The 18,201-nt window shown below is 63.7% G+C and carries 20 protein-coding genes; all 20 read right to left on the bottom strand.

Annotation, left to right across the window (positions count from 1 at the left end; translation table 11 throughout):
* Positions 1–173: 173 nt before the first annotated feature.
* Positions 174–425, bottom strand: a complete 252-nt coding sequence (locus BpN12_RS19995; RefSeq protein ID WP_246797193.1) for a hypothetical protein — start codon at positions 423–425, stop codon at positions 174–176.
* Positions 412–645 (bottom strand): DUF2274 domain-containing protein, encoded by a 234-nt coding sequence (locus BpN12_RS19990; protein ID WP_246797192.1) that lies wholly within the window; start codon positions 643–645, stop codon positions 412–414. Before BpN12_RS19990 ends, BpN12_RS19995 begins: the two co-directional genes overlap by 14 nt.
* A complete protein-coding gene (locus BpN12_RS19985; protein ID WP_246797191.1) occupies positions 642–1,925 on the bottom strand; it encodes a TraB/TrbI/VirB10 family type IV secretion system protein in 1,284 nt (427 codons plus the stop codon). Before BpN12_RS19985 ends, BpN12_RS19990 begins: the two co-directional genes overlap by 4 nt.
* A gap of 2 nt (positions 1,926–1,927) precedes the next feature.
* Positions 1,928–2,917, bottom strand: coding sequence for a P-type conjugative transfer protein TrbG (gene trbG, locus BpN12_RS19980; protein ID WP_246797190.1), 990 nt, complete (start codon positions 2,915–2,917; stop codon positions 1,928–1,930).
* The gene (gene trbF / locus BpN12_RS19975) at positions 2,914–3,621 is read right to left on the bottom strand and encodes a conjugal transfer protein TrbF (RefSeq protein WP_246797189.1); all 708 of its coding nucleotides are present in this window, start codon (positions 3,619–3,621) and stop codon (positions 2,914–2,916) included. Before trbF ends, trbG begins: the two co-directional genes overlap by 4 nt.
* A 25-nt stretch (positions 3,622–3,646) precedes the next feature.
* On the bottom strand, positions 3,647–5,038 hold the full coding sequence (gene trbL, locus BpN12_RS19970; RefSeq protein ID WP_246797188.1) for a P-type conjugative transfer protein TrbL: 1,392 nt from the start codon (positions 5,036–5,038) through the stop codon (positions 3,647–3,649).
* Positions 5,035–5,331, bottom strand: a complete 297-nt coding sequence (locus BpN12_RS19965; RefSeq protein WP_246797187.1) for an EexN family lipoprotein — start codon at positions 5,329–5,331, stop codon at positions 5,035–5,037. The genes trbL and BpN12_RS19965 overlap by 4 nt, the downstream gene beginning before the upstream one ends.
* Before the next feature lie 11 nt (positions 5,332–5,342).
* Complete coding sequence (gene trbJ / locus BpN12_RS19960) at positions 5,343–6,071, bottom strand: P-type conjugative transfer protein TrbJ (protein ID WP_246797186.1); 729 nt, start codon at positions 6,069–6,071, stop codon at positions 5,343–5,345.
* Positions 6,068–8,518, bottom strand: coding sequence for a conjugal transfer protein TrbE (gene trbE, locus BpN12_RS19955; RefSeq protein ID WP_246797185.1), 2,451 nt, complete (start codon positions 8,516–8,518; stop codon positions 6,068–6,070). The genes trbJ and trbE overlap by 4 nt, the downstream gene beginning before the upstream one ends.
* A 13-nt stretch (positions 8,519–8,531) precedes the next feature.
* The gene (locus BpN12_RS19950; protein ID WP_094854453.1) at positions 8,532–8,801 is read right to left on the bottom strand and encodes a VirB3 family type IV secretion system protein; all 270 of its coding nucleotides are present in this window, start codon (positions 8,799–8,801) and stop codon (positions 8,532–8,534) included.
* Entirely contained in the window at positions 8,798–9,181 is a 384-nt protein-coding gene (locus BpN12_RS19945; protein WP_246797184.1) for a TrbC/VirB2 family type IV secretion system protein, read from the bottom strand. The genes BpN12_RS19950 and BpN12_RS19945 overlap by 4 nt, the downstream gene beginning before the upstream one ends.
* Positions 9,178–10,200: a P-type conjugative transfer ATPase TrbB gene (gene trbB, locus BpN12_RS19940; protein ID WP_246797183.1), complete on the bottom strand. Its 1,023-nt coding sequence runs from the start codon at positions 10,198–10,200 to the stop codon at positions 9,178–9,180. The genes BpN12_RS19945 and trbB overlap by 4 nt, the downstream gene beginning before the upstream one ends.
* Positions 10,197–10,661: a ribbon-helix-helix protein, CopG family gene (locus tag BpN12_RS19935; protein WP_246797182.1), complete on the bottom strand. Its 465-nt coding sequence runs from the start codon at positions 10,659–10,661 to the stop codon at positions 10,197–10,199. Before BpN12_RS19935 ends, trbB begins: the two co-directional genes overlap by 4 nt.
* Positions 10,658–12,673 (bottom strand): conjugal transfer protein TraG, encoded by a 2,016-nt coding sequence (locus tag BpN12_RS19930; RefSeq protein ID WP_246797181.1) that lies wholly within the window; start codon positions 12,671–12,673, stop codon positions 10,658–10,660. The genes BpN12_RS19935 and BpN12_RS19930 overlap by 4 nt, the downstream gene beginning before the upstream one ends.
* A 221-nt stretch (positions 12,674–12,894) precedes the next feature.
* Positions 12,895–13,143 carry an EexN family lipoprotein gene (locus BpN12_RS19925; protein ID WP_246797180.1) on the bottom strand — a complete coding sequence of 83 codons (249 nt, stop codon included), beginning with the start codon at positions 13,141–13,143 and terminating at the stop codon, positions 12,895–12,897.
* Positions 13,140–14,087 carry a LysR family transcriptional regulator gene (locus BpN12_RS19920; RefSeq protein WP_246797179.1) on the bottom strand — a complete coding sequence of 316 codons (948 nt, stop codon included), beginning with the start codon at positions 14,085–14,087 and terminating at the stop codon, positions 13,140–13,142. The genes BpN12_RS19925 and BpN12_RS19920 overlap by 4 nt, the downstream gene beginning before the upstream one ends.
* A 103-nt stretch (positions 14,088–14,190) precedes the next feature.
* A complete protein-coding gene (locus BpN12_RS19915; protein WP_246797178.1) occupies positions 14,191–15,171 on the bottom strand; it encodes a zinc-binding alcohol dehydrogenase family protein in 981 nt (326 codons plus the stop codon).
* Positions 15,168–15,893, bottom strand: coding sequence for an SDR family oxidoreductase (locus BpN12_RS19910; protein WP_246797177.1), 726 nt, complete (start codon positions 15,891–15,893; stop codon positions 15,168–15,170). The genes BpN12_RS19915 and BpN12_RS19910 overlap by 4 nt, the downstream gene beginning before the upstream one ends.
* Before the next feature lie 57 nt (positions 15,894–15,950).
* Positions 15,951–16,790, bottom strand: coding sequence for an SDR family oxidoreductase (locus BpN12_RS19905; RefSeq protein ID WP_246797176.1), 840 nt, complete (start codon positions 16,788–16,790; stop codon positions 15,951–15,953).
* 39 nt (positions 16,791–16,829) lie between these two features.
* Positions 16,830–18,143: an aldehyde dehydrogenase family protein gene (locus tag BpN12_RS19900; protein WP_246797175.1), complete on the bottom strand. Its 1,314-nt coding sequence runs from the start codon at positions 18,141–18,143 to the stop codon at positions 16,830–16,832.
* Between the last annotated feature and the right edge of the window lie 58 nt (positions 18,144–18,201).

The following is an 18,201-nucleotide window of genomic DNA, read 5'->3' as shown; positions in this document are numbered from 1 at the left end:
GACCTTAGAAGGCTTTGCGCTCAAGGCGGCGGCCCGTCAGGCGATGCACAAAGAACCCAGGCGCGCACAGACATGGCGCATCACGATGTTCTGACGTGGGGCGCAGGCTCATGCTTGGTGCGCATCACACCACCGGTCGTCCGCTAAGTCTGCGATCAGAGACCACCGGCAGGTCAGACGTGCAGGTGCTCGTGACGCTCGGCGACGTCGCCGTGTCGATGCAATGAACGCTCAACCAACGCAGAAATCATGTGAAGGCTCGCAAACCGGACACCCCGCTGGCTGGTGATGCTATCGGCGAAAACCGCCACATCTGTGTGTATGCATGATTCTTGATGTTCACGCATAAAACAATGATTTTGTGCGTGAAAAAGTTGAATCATGTTGAGCAGACCGGCTGCACTCAAGCTATTACTCTTCTTCACGCACCGGATTCGTTCGCCGAAAAATGCGATCCCCCACTATGAATGCTTCCAGCATATGCGGAATCAGCACCGTGGCATCGACAGCTTCGCCATAGGTCTGCGCGTGCAGCGCGGCGTAGCGATCGAGGTCAGCCTTGAGCGTGGTTGGACACGCGAAAGTCAGCTTCACGCTTTCGGTTTTCGGCAGCGGCCCGAGCCGCAGTTTGCGCGAAGTGCTCATCGTGAAGCCCCCCGGTTGAAGAACAACGGCTGGTACGGCCGCAGCACCAGATCGCGGTTGACGATAATGCTGACCGGCAGGCCCGGCCGCTCGGTCAAGGTCGGCTGGATGTTGAGGTTGCGGCGCGTGAACTCCTGGCCGACCTGATTGGCCGTGTCCTGCGAGCTATCCCGTAACGCGATGACGGTATTGCCATTGGCGTTTCCCTGATTCGAGACGGCCAGCTCGGAACCCACACCCAGCACGGTGGACAGTGCAGCACCCGCGAGGATGCGTCCCCAGTGCCAATCGACGCCATCCTCCAGACCGGCATAACCGGCCGGATCGGCACCGGCCAGGTTGTCGAGCGTGAGCGAAGACGTGTCCGGCAGGATGATGCGGTTCCACACGATCTGCACGCGGCTCTGCCCGTAGGCGACCTGGCTGTTGTATTTGCCAAGGATGCGCGAACCCTGCGGGATCAGCAGATAGCGGCCCGTCGCCGTGTCGTACACCGGCGCCGTCACGGTGCCGATCACGTCGCCCGGCAAATCGGACTTGATGCCCGTCACCAACGCCGCCGAAATCACGGTGCCCGCCATCACCTGATACGGCGAGGCCGGCATTTGCAGATTGCCGGAATTACGGGTTTCCGTAGTTCCGGCTTTCTGGAATGCCTCTTTCTGGTCTTGCCGGTTCTGCACAGCGGTCGGGTCGGTAGGCTGCGCCGCCGTCGAAGCCGGGCCGGCCGCCTGTGGGTCGAATCCGGTCAGGCCCGATGCCGGCGCGGCGGAAACAGCCTGCGTGGGCGCCGCCGCGGTGTGCTGGCTGCTGGAACGGAAGAACACCGACGATCCCGCCGCGTCCTCGGCCTCCTTGCGCATCGCGTCGCGCTCGGCAGCGGCCGGGTCGTTGCCCGGCGGCATGGCCGGCAACGGCGGTTGCGCGTTCACGATGGCCGGGCCGAGGTCGCCCGGCAACGGCGGCCCGAGGGGCGGCACGTTGGCCGCGGGCTTCGGCGGCAGCTTCGAGTAATCGGCCGGCAGTTGATCGAGTTCTTCCGACTTTGCTACCCGATCGACATTGTAGAGCTCCTTCGCGTCGCCCGCGTCGCGGTGCTTCGGTGCTTGCAGCGACCACATCGTCGCGCCCATGACGGCGACGGCCAGGCCGCCCGCGAGCATCGTCAACGTGCGCCGGTTCAGGCGCGTCACCGGACGCGGTTGTGCGCGCAACGTCACGTTCTCCGGCGCGACCTTCGGGGCGACGCCTGCCACGTCAGGGGTTTCGTCCTGGCTCATGGTCAGTTCCCCCGCGCGCTGTCCGTGCGCTCGATCCGCACGACGTCGCCCTTGTCGCCGCCCAGGCGCAGCTCGGCCGCGCCGAACAGGCGATCGACGATGTAGTACGGCGCACGGAAACGGTAGTTCACCAGTTGTCCGTCGCCCTGCGCGCCGATCACGAACAGCGGCGGCAGATCGCCCTGGGCGATGCCCGGCGGGAACTGAATATAGACCTTCTCGCCATCGTCGAAGGCACGCAGCGGCTTCCACGGCGGATTGCTGCCGCTGATCGCGTAGCGGAAACGGATCTTCTCCAGCGACAGGCCGGTATCGACGGGCGCGGCGGCTTGTGCGGCCTGATCCTGATGCTGCAAGGCCAGTATCTGGTCTTTCGGATATTCCCAGGACACGGACGCCATCCATGTCTTCTCCGTCGAGGTCAGCTCGATCAGGTAGGTGCGCCGGCTCGTCGTGATGACCAGATTCGTCTTGAGGCCCGAGCGAATTGGCTTCACCAGCAGATTGACGCGCAGATCGCTGTCGGCACCGCTGGACGTGTCGCCGACGATCCAGCGCACAGTGTCGCCGGCCGCGACCGTCACCAGTTCCTCGCCGGGCTGGAGCGAAACCACGGTCACGCGCCCCGGCGCGGTATAGACCTGATACAGCGCGCCGTCGCTGAAGGGCCACACCTGGATCGCATTGACGTAGCCCTCGCGCGTCGGTGCCATGCGTGCTTCGGCATTGGCGCGTGACACGCGCGCGGCTTCGTCCGCGGGTTCCGGTGCTGGCTTCGCGTCGGTTGCATCGGGCAGCGGCTTCATCTGCGCCGGCATCGGCAGCACCTTCGGCACCTCCACCACTTCGACCGGCTTGGGCGGCTCGGGTTGTGGCTGCGCCTGCACCGGCTCGTCGAGCGAGATATGCGGCGGTGGCTTGCCCGGCGAGGCGCAGCCCGACAGGGCCGCGAGCGTCAGCACGAAAGCGTAAAAACGGAAAGACGGGCTCATGGTTTGGCTCCTTCGGCAACATCCAGATCACGGCTCCACGACAGGCCATGCACGTAGAGTCCCAGGGGGTTCTTCCGCACCCGTTCTTCCGTGTGCGGGGTTTGGTGGACAAGCGTGATGGCCGCCGTCCAGTGTTCGGGCTTCGCTGCCGCTGCACCGTTGACGTAGTGCTGTTCGTTCCAGCGCACGTTGAACGACATGTCGCTGACGCGAACCACGCTGACGACCTCGACCGTCACCGACTCCTTGCCAACGCGAGCAAAGGGGTCGTTCCTGCTCGCGTAGTCGTTGAGAACAGCCGCGCCGCGATCGGTGGTGTAGTTGTAGGCTTCGATCCAGTTCTGGCGGACAACAATCGGGTCGATGGAAAGCGAGCGGGTCAACTTGATGAAGTCCTCCAAGAACTTGCTGATGTCCGCATCTCGCGGGTTGTACTGCGTCTTGGCTTCTCCGACGGCCAACACCTGGCCCGCATCGCTGACGCGCACCACGTAAGGCGTAACCATCGACTGCGTGGAGCGCCAGACCAGGCCGCCCGCCATCAGCAGCGCGAGCGCGAGACAACCGAAGGCCATGAGGCGCCAGTTCTTCGCCTGCACGCGCGCCGAGCCGATGCGCTCGTCCCACACCTGCGCGGCGGACTGATACGGAGTGGCAGGCTGCGGCGTACTGGCGTAGCGCACCTGGGGTCGCTTGAATCGCATGGCAGGTTCTCCTCAAAAGGTCACGTCATTCGTCGGGCTGGCCCAGGCTTGGGCCTTGTCCCGACCCGCCGCCATCCCCGCCGCGCAGCGTGTGTGCGGCCGTACTCGCGGCATGGCTGATCTGCTGGCGGCGATGCAGCCGCTTGGCCCAGGTGGGTTGTTTCTGGTCGGCGGGATTGGTCGGCGCATCGCCGGCTGCGGTCTGGCCAGAGGCCGATGCGGCAGCACCGGGCGAAGCACTGCCGCCAGCCGCCGGCCCGGCACTGTCCGGCCGGAACGCGGCTGCGGCACGCTGTCCGAACGAACGCGCACCGGTAGCGGCCTTCTGGCCGACCGCCTGCGCGCCGGTTCTGGCGACGTTGCCAAGGCCCGCTGCTGCGCCTTTCGCGCCACCTCCGGCAGCAGCAGAGCCGGCCTGAAATGCCGCGCCAGCACTGCCCGCCGTGGATGCGGCCATGCGCGCGCCCTTGCCGAGCGCACTGGCGGCGGCCGGCGCCATACGTGCGCCAGCCACTACCGCACCACCGACGCCGGTAGCGGCAGCGCCGATAGCAACGGCAGTTCCGGCGGCGCCCAGCGCCGCACCGGCCATCGCGCCCGCGCCGAGCTGCGGCGCACCAGACACAAGGCCGGTCGCAATGCCCGGCCCGTAGATGCCGAGCGCGAGCATGGCGAGCGAGGCCAGCATCACGACCAGCGCGTGGTCGATGGACGGTTCGGCCGGCGTCGTCGGGAACTGGGCAAACAGGCCCGTGCCGATGCCGACGATGACGGCCAGCACCAGCACCTTGATGCCGGCCGACACGACATTGCCGAGCACCTTTTCGGCGAGGAACGCGGTCTTGTTCCAGAGCGCGAACGGCACCAGCACAAAACCCGCGAGCGTAGTCAGCTTGAACTCGATCAGCGTGATAAAGAGCTGCACTGCCAGCACGAAAAAGCTAACGATGACGGTGAACCACGCGAGGAACATCACGACGATGGGCGTGATGTTGATGAAAACTTCGGGGAAGCCGGCCATATCGCCGATCTGTTGGAGGATCGGCATACCGGCGTCGATGCCGGTCTTGGCGAGATGCCCCGGTTGCAGGAACGTCTCCATGCTCACGGCCGAGCCGGTCGCGGTCAGGCCGAGGCCCGCGAACGAACGGAACACGATGCCGGCCAGCCAGTTGAAGTTGCCGATGATGTAGGCGAAGGCACCGACATAGAGCACCTTGCGGATCAGCTTGGCGAGCACGTCTTCGCCCTGGCCGGTCGCATGGCCGAGCGCCCAATACAGCCCGGCCAGCGTCATGTCGATCACCACCAGCGTCGCGGTCAGGAACGCGACTTCGCCGTGCAGCAGACCGAATCCGCTGTCGATGTAGGTGGAAAAGACGTTGAGGAAATGGTCGATGATCGAAACGTCGTTCATGGCGTTTCTCCTTCATTCGTAGCCGGCACTGGCCCGTCGAACGTGGCTGGAATCGGCGGCAGGTCGGCAAGCGTCTGGTATTCGTCCGGGCCGACATGCCCGGAGAAGAAGCGCCGCACGTTCGCCTGCGTCACCTGCGCGCAAAACGCGCCGTCGTGTTCGCCGCGACGGCATTGCGCGACGAGCGTGTGCAGCCGCGTCGGGTCGGCTGCTAGCGCATCGACCGAGAGCGCCTGCGGCCGGTCGCAGCCAGCCAGCAGGCACAAGACGATGAGGACAGGTGCGCGTGTCATGGCTGTGCCCGTCAGTTCCCGTAGAAGCTCACTGATTCCGGCGTGTACGTCGTGCCGGTGCCGAGGAACCGCTGCGTGATAAGACGGCCCTGTTCGACGGCCGCCGCCTGCCGCGCCAGTTCCAGCGACGCGGCACGTCCCTGCGTGAGCTGGAGCTGCTGCGTCTGGATGGATTGCTTGGCCTGCAACGCGAGAAGCTGGTTGGTCGCCTGCTGCGCTTGCAGCGCGCCAGTCGCCGATTGGCTCTGGCCGACGAGATCGGTCAGCACGCCCTGATCGTCGGTCAGGTTCTGCGACACCTGCGCCTGCATCTGCATCGCGGTCTGCAAGCCGGTGAGCGAGTTCTGCCAACGCTCGTGTGCGTCCTGGTACATCTGGTTGCTACTCGTGGTCGCCGCGTACTGCGTCGGATACAGGCGCGCGAACTGCTGATCCATGTTCTGCACCTGGAACGCCAGCCCCTGCGCCTGCGCGATAAGCTGCTGCGTGGTGGCGAGTGTCGATTGCAGCCGGCCAACTACGTTGAACGGCAGGCTCTCCAAGTTGCGAGCCTGATTTATCAGCGACTGCGCCTGGTTCTGAAGTTGTCGGACCTGGTTGTTGATCTGCTCCAGCGTGCGCGCGGCGGTCATCGTGTTCTGCACGAGGTTGGTCGCGTCGATGACGGCCCATTGCGCGTGCGCGGCCGGCATGACGCCGACGAAGGCTGCGACAGCCAGGGCGAGAAAACGGATTTTCATGGCGAGTTCTCCAGCGACTGGGAAGCGAGGAAGGACGCGGCGGATGGCGCGGACGGCAGCAGGTCGGCGGCCCAATCGAGGCCGCGATGGCGCAGCCAGGCACCGGCGAAGCCCGGCACGCCGGCATCGGCCAGCACACCGTCGATGTCGCGCTGGTCTTGCGGCGTGGAGGCACCCGCGAATGCGAGCGCGACCGACCCCAGGTCGAGGTCGAACAGGCGGTTGCCCGCGATGGACTGGTAGTAGTAGTCGCGCTTGGGCTGCGCGGTGGCGACGATCTCGATCTGCCGGCTGTTGAGGCCGAAGCCTTCGTAGATCGTGCGAATCTGCGGCTCGGTGGCCTGCGGATTCGGCAGGAAGATGCGGCTCGCGCAACTCTCGATGATCGCGGGTGCGATCGACGAATCCTTGATGTCCGCGAGCGACTGCGTGGCGAAGATGACGCTAACGTTCTTCTTGCGCAGCGTCTTCAGCCATTGCCGAATGCGTGCGGCAAACACCGGGGCATCGAGGAACAGCCAGGATTCGTCGAGGATCAGCAGCGTCGGCGCACCGTCGAATCGCTCGTCGAAGCGCGCGAACAGATAGCCGAGCACGGCCAGCACCGCGGCCTTGCTGTGCATCAGTTCTTCCATCTCGAAGCACTGCACGTCGGCCGCACCGAGCCGGTCGTGGTCGGCATCGAGCAGCCGGCCATGTGCGCCGCCGAGCACATACGGCGCGAGCGCCTGGCGCAGCGCATTGGATTGCAAGAGCACCGACAGGCCCGTGAGCGTGCGCTGTTCGAGCGGCGCACCGGCCAGGCTGCCGAGTGCCGACCAGATGGCGGCTTTCTCGTCCGGGCCGACCGTGACGCCTTCATGCAGCAGACGGCCTTCGACCCATTCGGCCGCCCAGGTACGGTAGCCCTCGCGGTCGATGCGGGCGAGCGGCTGGAACGCGATCGACCCATCCGCGCCGAGGTCGTAGTGCTCGCCGCCCAGGCCCAGGACGGTTGCCCGCATCGAGCGGCCCATGTCGAAAGCGAAGATGCGCACACCGGGATAACGACGGAACTGCATCGCCAGCGTGGCGAGCAGGACGGATTTACCCATGCCGGTCGGGCCAGCGATCAGCGTGTGGCCCACGTCGCCGATGTGCGTGACGAGCCGGAACGGCGTCGCGCCTTCGGTGCGCGTCACGATCAGCGGCGGGCCATCGAGATGCGCGTTCTTCTCCGGCCCGGCCCATACTGCCGACACCGGCATCAGATGCGCGAGGTTCAGCGTCGAGACGATGGGCTGGCGCACGTTCGCATACGCATTGCCAGGCACGGCCGACAGCCACGCCTCTACCGAATTGAGGGTTTCGGGAATCGTCACGAAGCCCCGGCCCTGAATCGCGCGCTCCACCATGCGCAGCTTCTCGTCGGCCGTATCGGCCTCGGCATCGAGCACCGCCACGGTTGCCGTGACAAAGCCATAGGCGACCTGATCGCTGCCGAGTTCCTGCATCGCGGCGTCCGCATCGACCGACTTGTTGCTGGCGTCGGTGTCAACGAGCGGGGTTTCCTGCTGGAAGATCGTTTCGCGCAGCAACGCGAGGACGTTCTTGCGCTTGGCGAACCACTGCCGGCGCAGGCGGCCGAGTTCCTTTTCGGCCTCCGACTTGTCCATGCAGATAAACCGCGTGCTCCAGCGATACGCGAAACCGAGCCGGTTGAGGTCGTCGAGAATTCCCGGCCAGGTCGAGGTCGGAAAACCGCGCACGGTCACGATGCGCAGGTGCTGGTCGCCGAGCATGGGTGCGAGGCCGCCGATCAGCGGCATGTCGGCCAGCAGCGCGTCGAGGTGGAACGGTATTTCCGGCACGCCGACGCGAAAGCGTCGCGTCGAGACGGTCGCGTGCAGATAGGTCAGCGTTTCGCCGTCATCGAGCCAGTCTATTTCCGGCATCACGCCGTCGAGCAGATCGAAGACGCGCGCGGTTTCCGCGACGAACGCGGTCAGGCGCTCGCGCCAGTCCACGCCGGCCGTTGGCGTGTTCTCGTAGAGCAGCTTCGCCGCACGCGCACGGGACTCCTCGGGCGGCAGGTATTGCAGCGTCAGGTGGTAGCCGCTCTCGAAGTGGTTGCCCGATTCCTCGAAGGTCGCGCGGCGTTCTTCATCCACCAGCCAGGACAGCGGTTCGGGGAAATCCGAGTGCGGATAGTCCGCCGCCGTGCGGCGTTCGGCTTCGACGTACAGCACCCAACCCGCGCCGAGCCGGCGCAGCGCGTTGTTCAGTCGGGCCGTGGTGGCAATCAGTTCGCCTTGCGTGGCGCTGTCGAGGTCGGGGCCGCGAAAGCGCGCGGTGCGCTGGAAACTGCCGTCCTTGTTCAGCACGACGCCTGGCGCGACCAGTCCGGCCCACGGCAGCCAGTCGGCAAGCAAGGCCGGACGCTGGCGGTATTCGGCGAGGTTGAGCATCGCGGCATCCTCCTCACACGTCCAGCAGCGGCTTGTGCTTCAGGTGCCGGGCGAACACCTGCATGAACTGCGGATCGACGCGCGCACCCCACACGGCGAGCGAATGGCCGACGATCCATAGCGCGATGCCGGGAATCCACAGTTGCAGGCCGAGACCCACGGCACCGGACAGCGTGCCGTTGGCGATCGCCACGGTGCGCGGCGCACCGCCCATCAGGATCGGTTCGGTGAGCGACCGATGCAGTGGCACCTCGAAGCCCGGCAGGTCGTTGGCCGTGCTCATACGACAGCCCCGCCGGAGAAGCTGAAGAACGACAGGAAGAACGAGGACGCCGCGAACGCGATGCTCAACCCGAACACGATCTGGATGAGCTTGCGAAATCCGCCGCTGGTGTCGCCGAAGGCGAGCGCCAGACCCGTCGAAATAATGATGAGCACCGCGACGATCTTGGCGACCGGCCCCTGGATCGAGTCGAGGATGGATTGCAGCGGCGTTTCCCACGGCATCGACGAACCCGACGCCTTCGCCGTGCCGGCCGCCATCAGCATGACGACGGCGAGCATCAGCCCGTGGCGTGCCGGCCCGGCCAGGCGACGCAAGCGCGCGAGAATGGAAAGCGGATTCACGGAAAAACAGAAAGCAGCAACGTGCATCTGCGTCATGGCAGTTCTCCAGAGTGGTCGGGGGACGGGAAAGGCAGTTCGGGATGCGGCGACAGCTCCAGCGCATCCGCCAGGCGGTAGCCCTCGCCGTCGAAGCCGATGACGCGGGCGATGCTCTCGATGCGGCGCTTGCGGCCGCGGCCGGCGATGTGGATGACGACGTTGACCGCCTCGGCGACCAGCGCGCGAGGCGGGTTCACGGCCACTTCGAGAATCAGTTGTTCCAGGCGCAGCAGTGCGCCGACGGCGGAGCCGGCGTGGATCGTGGCGATGCCGCCGGGGTGGCCGGTGCCCCAGACCTTGATGAGATCCAGTGCTTCGCCGCCACGGACTTCGCCGACGATCACGCGATCGGGACGCAGGCGCATCGTGGCGCGTACCAGCTCGGTCATCGACACGACGCCCGCGCGCGTGCGCAGCGGAACGTGGTCGCGCGCCGTGCATTGCAGTTCGATGGTGTCTTCGAGCACCAGCACGCGATCGCCCGTAGCGGCGATTTCCGCGAGCAAGGCATTGGCGAGCGTGGTCTTGCCGGTACTGGTGCCCCCCGCGATCAGGATGTTCTGCCGCTCGCGCACGGCATCGCGCAGGAACGTCGCCTGCGCGTCGGTCATCATGCCGTCGGCGACGTAGCGATCGAGCGGGATCACGCCCACGGCGCGCTTGCGCAGCGCGAACGCCGGGCCGGGAGACGCTGGCGGCAGGATGCCCTCGAAGCGTTCGCCGGTTTCGGGCAGCTCGGCGGTCAACAACGGCTGGCCGCGATGCACTTCCGCACCGACGTGTGCGGCGACCAGGCGGATGATGCGTTCGCCGTCGGCTTCGGACAGCTCCACGCCCAGCGGCGCGCGACCGGACGACAGCCGATCGACCCACAGGGAGCGATCGGGGTTGAGCATGATTTCCACCACGTCCGGGTCTTCGAGCGCGGCGGCGATAACCGGCCCCATCGCCGTGCGCAACATGCGGATGCGCCGGTCGAGCGAGGTGCTGGCGAAGGATTGCGGTTGCGCGCTCATGAAGCACGCTCCTGCGCTTCGGCCTGCGCCGCCGCATCGTCGAACCGCACGGCGTCGGGGTTCAGTTCGTCCACTACGTCACGCACGAGGCTGCGCCCGCGCAGCAGGTGCCGGCCGAGCTGTTCGACGAACTGCTCGAAACGCGCTTTGCCCTGCGCGCGTGCCGCGTCCTGGTGCGCTTCGGGAACGGGCGTGCTGACGGTCAGGAAGTAACGGACGAACAGCGCCAGCGTCTCGATCTCGATGTTCTGGTCGCGCTCCAGCCGCTCGAACTGGCGCGTGAGCCGGTCGAGCCGTTTGGCAATCGCCGCCTCGCGCTGGTCGCCGGCATCGGGCGACAGCCAGGACGCGAGCGCCGCCGCGACGATGGACGACTTGGACACGCCTTTCTTGGCGGCTAGCTCGTCGAGTCGTTTGGCGTGTTCGCGCGGAATGAACAGGTTGAGGCGGTACTGGCTCATAGTTCGATCCCGTCCTGTTGGTCGAGAGACGCCAGCCGGGCCGTGCGCTGCATGGCCGGGTCGAGCTGGCGGGGGGAAGAGGGAAAAGCGGGCAACGGCAGGTCGTCGTCGTCATCGAGCAGCGCCAGGTCGGTGCCGGCAGGCTGCGGTTCGGGGCTGTATTCGGCGACCTCGGAGAGTTCCGGCTGCCGGCGCGGGCCGCCGTCATCGACGGTGCCGGTGCCCGACAGGTCGGCGGCAACGGCTGGCGTTGCCGGCATGGCGGGAATCGCCAGCGCGCTCCAGTCGTCGGGGCGAGCCGGCGGCACATCGGCGTAGCGCCCGGCGGCGAGCGCGGGCGGTGGCAGCACGCGGCGCTTGAAATTGGCGTCGGTGTAATAGCGCAGCTTCTTCGCGCGGATCGGTGCCACGCTGGACACCATCACCACGGCGTCGTCGGGCGGGAGCTGCATCACTTCGCCCGGCGTCAGCAGCGGGCGCGCGGTTTCCTGGCGCGACACCATCAGGTGCCCGAGCCACGGCGCGAGCCGGTGGCCGGCGTAGTTGCGCTGCGAACGCAGTTCGGTTGCGGTGCCGAGCGTTTCGGAAATGCGCTTGGCGGTGCGTTCGTCGTTGGTGGCGAACGTCACCCGGACATGGCAGTTGTCGAGGATGGAATGGTTCTGGCCGTAGGCTTTGTCGATCTGGTTGAGCGACTGCGCGATCAGGAAGCTGCGGATGCCGTAGCCGGCCATGAAGGCGAGCGCCGTCTCGAAGAAGTCGAGCCGGCCCAGCGCCGGGAACTCGTCGAGCATCAACAGCAGCCTGTGACGGCGAGCGATGCCGTCGCTGCCGTCGAGCGATTCGGTGAGTCGTCGGCCGATCTGGTTGAGGATCAGGCGCACCAGTGGCTTCGTTCGGCTGATGTCGGACGGCGGCACGACGAGGTACAGCGAGACGGGATGTTCGGACGCGATCAGGTCGGCGATGCGCCAGTCGCAGCGCGAGGTGACTTCGGCCACCGTGGGATCGCGGTACAGGCCGAGGAACGACATGGCCGTGGACAGCACGCCCGACCGCTCGTTGTCCGACTTGTTGAGCACTTCACGCGCAGCGGACGCGACGACGGGATGCGGCGCATCGCCCAGGTGCCGCGTCGTCATCATCCGGTGCAGCGTCAGCTCGAACGGGCACGCGGGATCGGACAGGAAGTTGGCGACGCCGCGCAGCGTCTTGTCCTCGCCCGCGTAGAGCACATGCAGGATCGCGCCGACCAGTAGCGCGTGCGAAGTCTTTTCCCAATGGTTACGGCGTTCGAGAGCGCCTTCGGGATCAACGAGAATGTCCGCGATGTTCTGCACGTCGCGCACTTCATGCGCGCCGCGCCGCACTTCGAGCAGCGGGTTGTACGCGGCCGACTTCGCATCGGTCGGGTTGAACAGCAGGCAATGCGAGAAGCGCGAGCGCCAGCCAGCGGTGATGCTCCAGTTCTCGCCCTTGATGTCGTGGATGACGGCGGACGCCGGCCAGCTCAACAGCGTTGGCACCACGAGGCCGACACCTTTGCCAGAGCGCGTCGGCGCGAAGGTCAAGACGTGTTCCGGGCCTTCATGGCGCAGGTATTGCCCGTGATGCAGGCCGAGGAACACGCCGGCGGACTGGTCGAGTCCGGCCTTGTGTATATCGGCGGCTTCGGCCCAGCGTGCCGAGCCGTATGTCGTGACAAGCTTTGATTGCCGCGAGCGCCACACCGACATGGCGATGGCGACCAGCGCGGCAACCAGACCACCGCTGCCCGCGATGGCACCACCTATGCTGAAGATGTGCGGCGCATAGCCATCGAACAGGAACCACCACTCGAACAGTCGCCACGGGTGATAGACCGGCGTATCGAGAAAGTCGAACCACGGCGAGCCAAGGCGTAGTTGGAAGCCCAGGGCAGCGGCTGTCCATTGTGTGGCAGCCCACACGCCGGCGAACACGATGCCGAACACCACGGCAATCTGCCCGAACAGCACGCCTTGACCTTGCATCCCGGCCTCCGCTTTTTCCTGCGCGACACGCGGCACAAAGGCGTGCCGCAGTTGCGAGGATTGGCGTCAGGTCAAGGGGTGGTCAAAGACCGTTATCGGGAGAAATGTCGAGGAAAAAGCAAGATTTCGCGCAGGGGCGAACAAAAAGAAAACGCCGCAAGCGAAAACGCGTTGCGGCGTATCGAACCAGGGAATCGAAATTTTAGGTGAGACGGCAACAATCAGAACTTCGGCTTGTCCTTCGGCGGGGTGTATGGAGCTTTGCCGTTGCCGAGGAAACGCCGGTTCGTTGCCTCGGCCACGCGATTGCAGAGTTCGTCGCCGAGCTTATCGCGATCCGTCTTGCACTGCTGGCGCAGATCCTTCAAGTGCTCGGGATTAGCGACAAGGGAGTCCACGGTTTCAGTCGGCTCGGATTTTCCGCAGGCAACCAGCAACACGACGAGCATCACCAGCATGACAGTTTTCATGGCTCGACTTCCTCCGAAGTATCGGAATCGGGTAATTCGGTGGGCACTATTGCAACGGAAGACTCTTCGAGATTGCCGACTCTCTCGATGAACCTAGCCAGTAGGTCCGTTGGCTCGCTGTCTAGGCGCAGTATGTAGGTAGTAAGCATTGGCGTGCGTCCAGCCAGCGGGCGGGCCACTACGTTCTGTTCGTGGCACGCAGCAATTTGCGAGGCACCGGCCAGACCCAAAGCGAACCCTGCCGCCACAAGGGCCATCATCAAGTCAACGGATGCCACCCGTTCTGCAATCATGGGTTCTTGATCGACTCGTCGCAGTACCCGTTCAATTTGCCGTGAGTAGCCTTCGCAGGCGTGAAGATCGCCAAGTACTAACGGATAACGCAACACCTCCTCTAAAGGGATGCGTTTGTAGGACAGCAGAGGATGACGGGCAGGCACTGCCACTACCAAAGGATCGTCCCAAACGGGTTGAGCAACGATACCGTCACCGACTTCATCTGATCGCGAGAACCCTACGTCGTATAGGTCGTCGTGTAGTCCTTTGATCTGCTGCGCCAGTGGAGACTCGAATAGACGAATCTCGATTTCTGGCTCTTCCTGGCGGCACAACGCTAGGAACGTCGAAAAGCGCGACGGTTGGATGCCATCCGAGAGAGCAACCCGCAACTGACTGTGAAAACCATTCACGGCAGCCTTCACGCTGTCACGCGCCTGCTGCAAGGCAATGAAAATCCGCGGTACATGCTCAAGGAAAAGCTTGCCGGCATGAGTTAGCCGAGTACTGCGCGTGGTACGGACGAAAAGCTGTGTGCCTAGGTCTTCTTCAAGCTCCTTGATAGCCCGCGACAATGGAGATTGTTCTATATGAAGACGCTCGGCTGCCCGCGCAAAGTGAAGCTCCTCTGCTACCGCGATAAAACATCGAAGATGCCTGATCTCCATTCCTATTCACTTCGATACGAGTGCCAAATAGCTTTATCGGATCAGTTTTCAAATCGTTCCGCTAAGACGAACTCCAGTATGTCGTTCGGCGAGTTGGGAAGCTTTACGGCAAGACTACTATTTTTCCACCGGCCATATTCGCTTCCATACAGCGATGCGCTTCGACAATCTCATCCAGGCGGAACGTCCTTCCGACAGGGACGTGCAACTCCCCACGGGCTATTTGATCGGCCATCTCGTCGATAGGGGCATCGACGAATTTGGCGACCGTCGTGCGGAAGTCCGTCAAGCAAACCGTATGGGGAATCGCGTCCATAGGCATGAAGTCCTTGAATGCCGGCTCGTTATCGACGAACCCCGTCATGCAGACGATGCCCCGAGGTCGCGCGCATTTCAAGGAGTCCTTCAGTGCTGTCGCGCCAACCAATTCAAGCACTTTATCGAAACCATTCTTGTCAACTTCACCGATTTGGTTTGCTACGTGACCATCATCAATAAAGACCTGATCTGCACCGTTCGAGCGAAGGAGATTTTCTCGATCAGGGCGACGAGTCGTTGCAGCAACAAAAGCACCGTGTCGTTTTGCAATAGCCGCCGCCGCGAGTCCGACCGACGTGGTGCCACCTCGGATAAGCAGCCGCTCGCCGGTTTCAAGTCGAAGCGCCTGAAACAGTGACCCCCAAGCGGTGTGTAGCATTTCTGGGATCGCTCCAAGCACTTCCCACGGAAGTGTGGCTTTAATTGCTAGCACCTGACGTGCGGGCACGAGCGTGAAATCAGCATAGCTTCCGTCAAACTGACCACCCATACCCCCCATGGCTGTCGCTACGACTGTGCCAGGCACGAACTCTCCACCGGGAGCCGCCTCGACCACGCCAACGGCCTCAATGCCGAGCACGCGCGGTAACGCAGGTCTGAAATGTTCACCCCTACGAATGAACATCTCTGAACGGTTGAGTCCAAACGCCTTAACTCGAATAAGAACCTGTCCCGGCTGCGGCTGAGGCACGAGCCGAGATTCAATCTTCAGCACTTCAGGTCCACCCGTCGTGCGCAGCACTACCGCTCGCATCGTATCAGTCATCGTTGCCCCCCATCGACATCCAGTACCGCACCGGTAGTGAAGCCATTTTCCATGAAGAACTGGATCGCGTGCGCGACATCATCGGCGCTTCCTGATTTTCCAACCGGAAGAGTTTCGGCTGTCGTTGCGAAAAAGGCGCGCTGCTCATCTTCCGACAGCCGGGATCGCCAAAGTGGCGTCTCGATCATGCCCGGTGTTATCGCATTAATACGGAGCGGCCCCAGTTCCAGCGATGCGACCCGGGTAAGCGCTTCGATCGCGGCATCGACGGCGGCCAGCGTGGACGTGCCAACCATTGGTTTGCGGCTAATCCAGCCCGAGAACAAGGTGATCGAACCGCGTGCAGATAATCTGGGAGCACCATATTTCACAAAATAATACTGCCCCCAATATTTGCTCTCGAACAGAGCACGGGCCGCTTCGATATCCAAGTCAACAATTGTTCCGCGAACGCTACCTGCTGCCGCCGTAACGATATGGTCAATCGATTCAAATTGACTCAATGCAGCAGCGACGGCGCTCTCGTCAGTTACATCCAGAGCTATCGCAGTCGCCGCGGCACCTAACTCATGGATGGCTGTAGCAAGTTTCGCTTCGTCCCTTCCGATCAGGACTGCCGATCCGCCGACGCTAATAACGCGCTTAGCAACAGCGAAGCCGATACCGGAAGATCCGCCCGTGATGAGCACGCGGCGGCCTTTGAGTGGCGAAACATAACTCATGAATTTTCACCTGATTTCGTCATCGACTCCAACTCGTCGCAAAGCGCGTTAGGCAGGTTAGGCGCCTTCGGAGACGTCCGTGCTGTACGCCAGCTCCTTTTGGGCTTCCAGTGCAGCCAGTCTCTCGGTGAGAGCCTGATGGACCATCTGATAGGCGTCACTGCCAAGAGTCAGGCGCTTCGGCGCGGGCATTTGCTCCGTGGAAGCGATGATCGCCAGCGCGACCTTGCGCGGGTCTCCCGGCCAGAATGCCAGGCCGCCTGCCGCAACCATGCGGCGAAATTCGCCGGCGCCGGTATTCTCATAGACCGGGTCCGGTTCGGACATCACGATAGCCGCGCCGAAGCCCGTGCGCGAAGCGCCCGGCTCGACGAGCGTCACGTCGATGCCGAAGGCGGCGATTTCTGGAATCGTGCCTTCGAAGAAACCCTCGATGGCCCATTTCGTCGCGGCATAGACGCCCGTGGTCGGGAAAGCCGATTGGCCGAGCGACGACGATATCTGAATGATCCGACCGCCGCCCTGGTTACGAAGATACGGGATCACCGCCCGCGCGACCTGGATCGAGCCGATCAGATTGGTGTCGATCTGACGCCTGATTTGCTCGTCCGCCAGCTCCTCGGCCGCACCGGAAAGCGCATAGCCCGCGTTGCTAACCACGACGTCGATCCGCCCGAGATCAGCGAACGCCTTCGTAATGACCGACCGGATCGCTGCCGTGTCCACGACGTCGAGAAGGCCGACCCAGAGCCGATCGCCATGCGCGGTTTTCAAATCCTGAAGCGCATCGGGCTTGCGTACCGTCGCGGCGACGCGATCACCGCGCTCCAAGAGTAATTCGGTGAGCTGTCGGCCAAAGCCGCTGCTCGCACCTGTAATGAACCAAGTCTTTGACATTATGATTTCCTATGTTGGGTGAAAAAGTGACTCGATGATTTAGCGCGTGTAGACCATCGCCCGTTGGTTTGAGAGTTCACGGAAGCCGTAGACGCCGTGATATCGGCCCGTGCCGCTCTTATTGACGCCGCCGAAGGGCAGATCGTTGTTGAAGAGGTTCTTCACCCACGAGTTCACATTGGTATTACCCGCTGAAATGTTATCGACGACGTGTTCGACGAACGTGGCGTTGTTGGAGTAGACGAAGAGGTTCAGCGGCTTGCCGGTCGCATCGACGAAGTCATAGACCTCCTCGATGTCCTCGTACTCGATCACGGGAATGACCGTGCCGAAGATCTCGTTCTGCATGATCGCCGTATCGAGCGGCACGTTGCGCAGCAGGGTGGGCTCGATCGCGAGCTTGTCCTCGAAGGCGCGGCCGCCCAGGGCGATCTCGGCGCCACGCGCCACGGCTTCGTCCATGTAGCCCTTCACGCGCTTGAAGTTGGCCAGGTTGACGAAGTGCGCCATGGCGTCGGGATTGTATTCGCCGTCCTTGTACCAGATGTTCTGAAGCACGCCGGACACCGCCACCTTGAATTCGTCAAAGCGCCCCTTCGGCAGGACGACATAGTCGACGCACTGGCAGGTCTGGCCCATGTCCATGGTCGCGCCATAGGCGATCCACGGGGCCGCAGCCGCCATCGGGTAATCCTTGTCGATGACTGCGGGGCACTTGCCGCCGAGTTCGAGGGTGACCGACGCCAGGTGCTTGGCCGCTGCCGTCATCACAAGCTGGCCGACGCGCGGGCTTCCGGTCAGGAAGAAGTGGTCGAAGGGCAGTTCAAGCAGCTCGTTGGCGAGCGATACGTCGCCCTCGAACACCGCCACATGCGCCTCGTCAAAGGTTTCCTGGATGATCTTTGCCGCGATCTTGCCGGCCTCCGGCGTCATCTCGTTGGTCTTGACGATGCAGGTGTTGCCGGCCGCGACGATAGCGGTCAGCGGTTCGAATAGCAGGTCGATCGGGAAATTCCACGGCGTGAACAGCAGCACCGTACCGCGCGGTTCGTAGCGGACCATCGCGTCCGTGTCTTCCGCTGAGGGCACATTCGTCGGCTTCATCCATTCGGCAAGATTGGCGACGGCATGGTCGATGCCTGCGACCACCAAGCCGATCTCGCCCCGAGCGTCGTCGGGCTGCTTGCGGCCGAGGTCGGCAGCCAGCGCGGCGTTCACCTCGGGGCGGTACTTGATCAGGGCATCCTTCAGCCGCACGAGCGTCCGGATGCGCTCGTCTGCGGTCGTCGCTTTGATCTTGCGCTGGTTCTTCTTCTGAAGGGTGAAGACGCGCTTTATTTCGTTCTGGCTCATTTCACAAATCCTTGACTATGCGGTGACGAAGGGAGCGTGGAGATGTTTGGCTTAACCA

It is taken from the genome of Burkholderia perseverans (assembly GCF_022870505.1).
GTDB classification, from domain to species: Bacteria; Pseudomonadota; Gammaproteobacteria; order Burkholderiales; family Burkholderiaceae; genus Burkholderia; species Burkholderia plantarii.
This window is presented reverse-complemented; position numbering and strand designations above follow the sequence as displayed.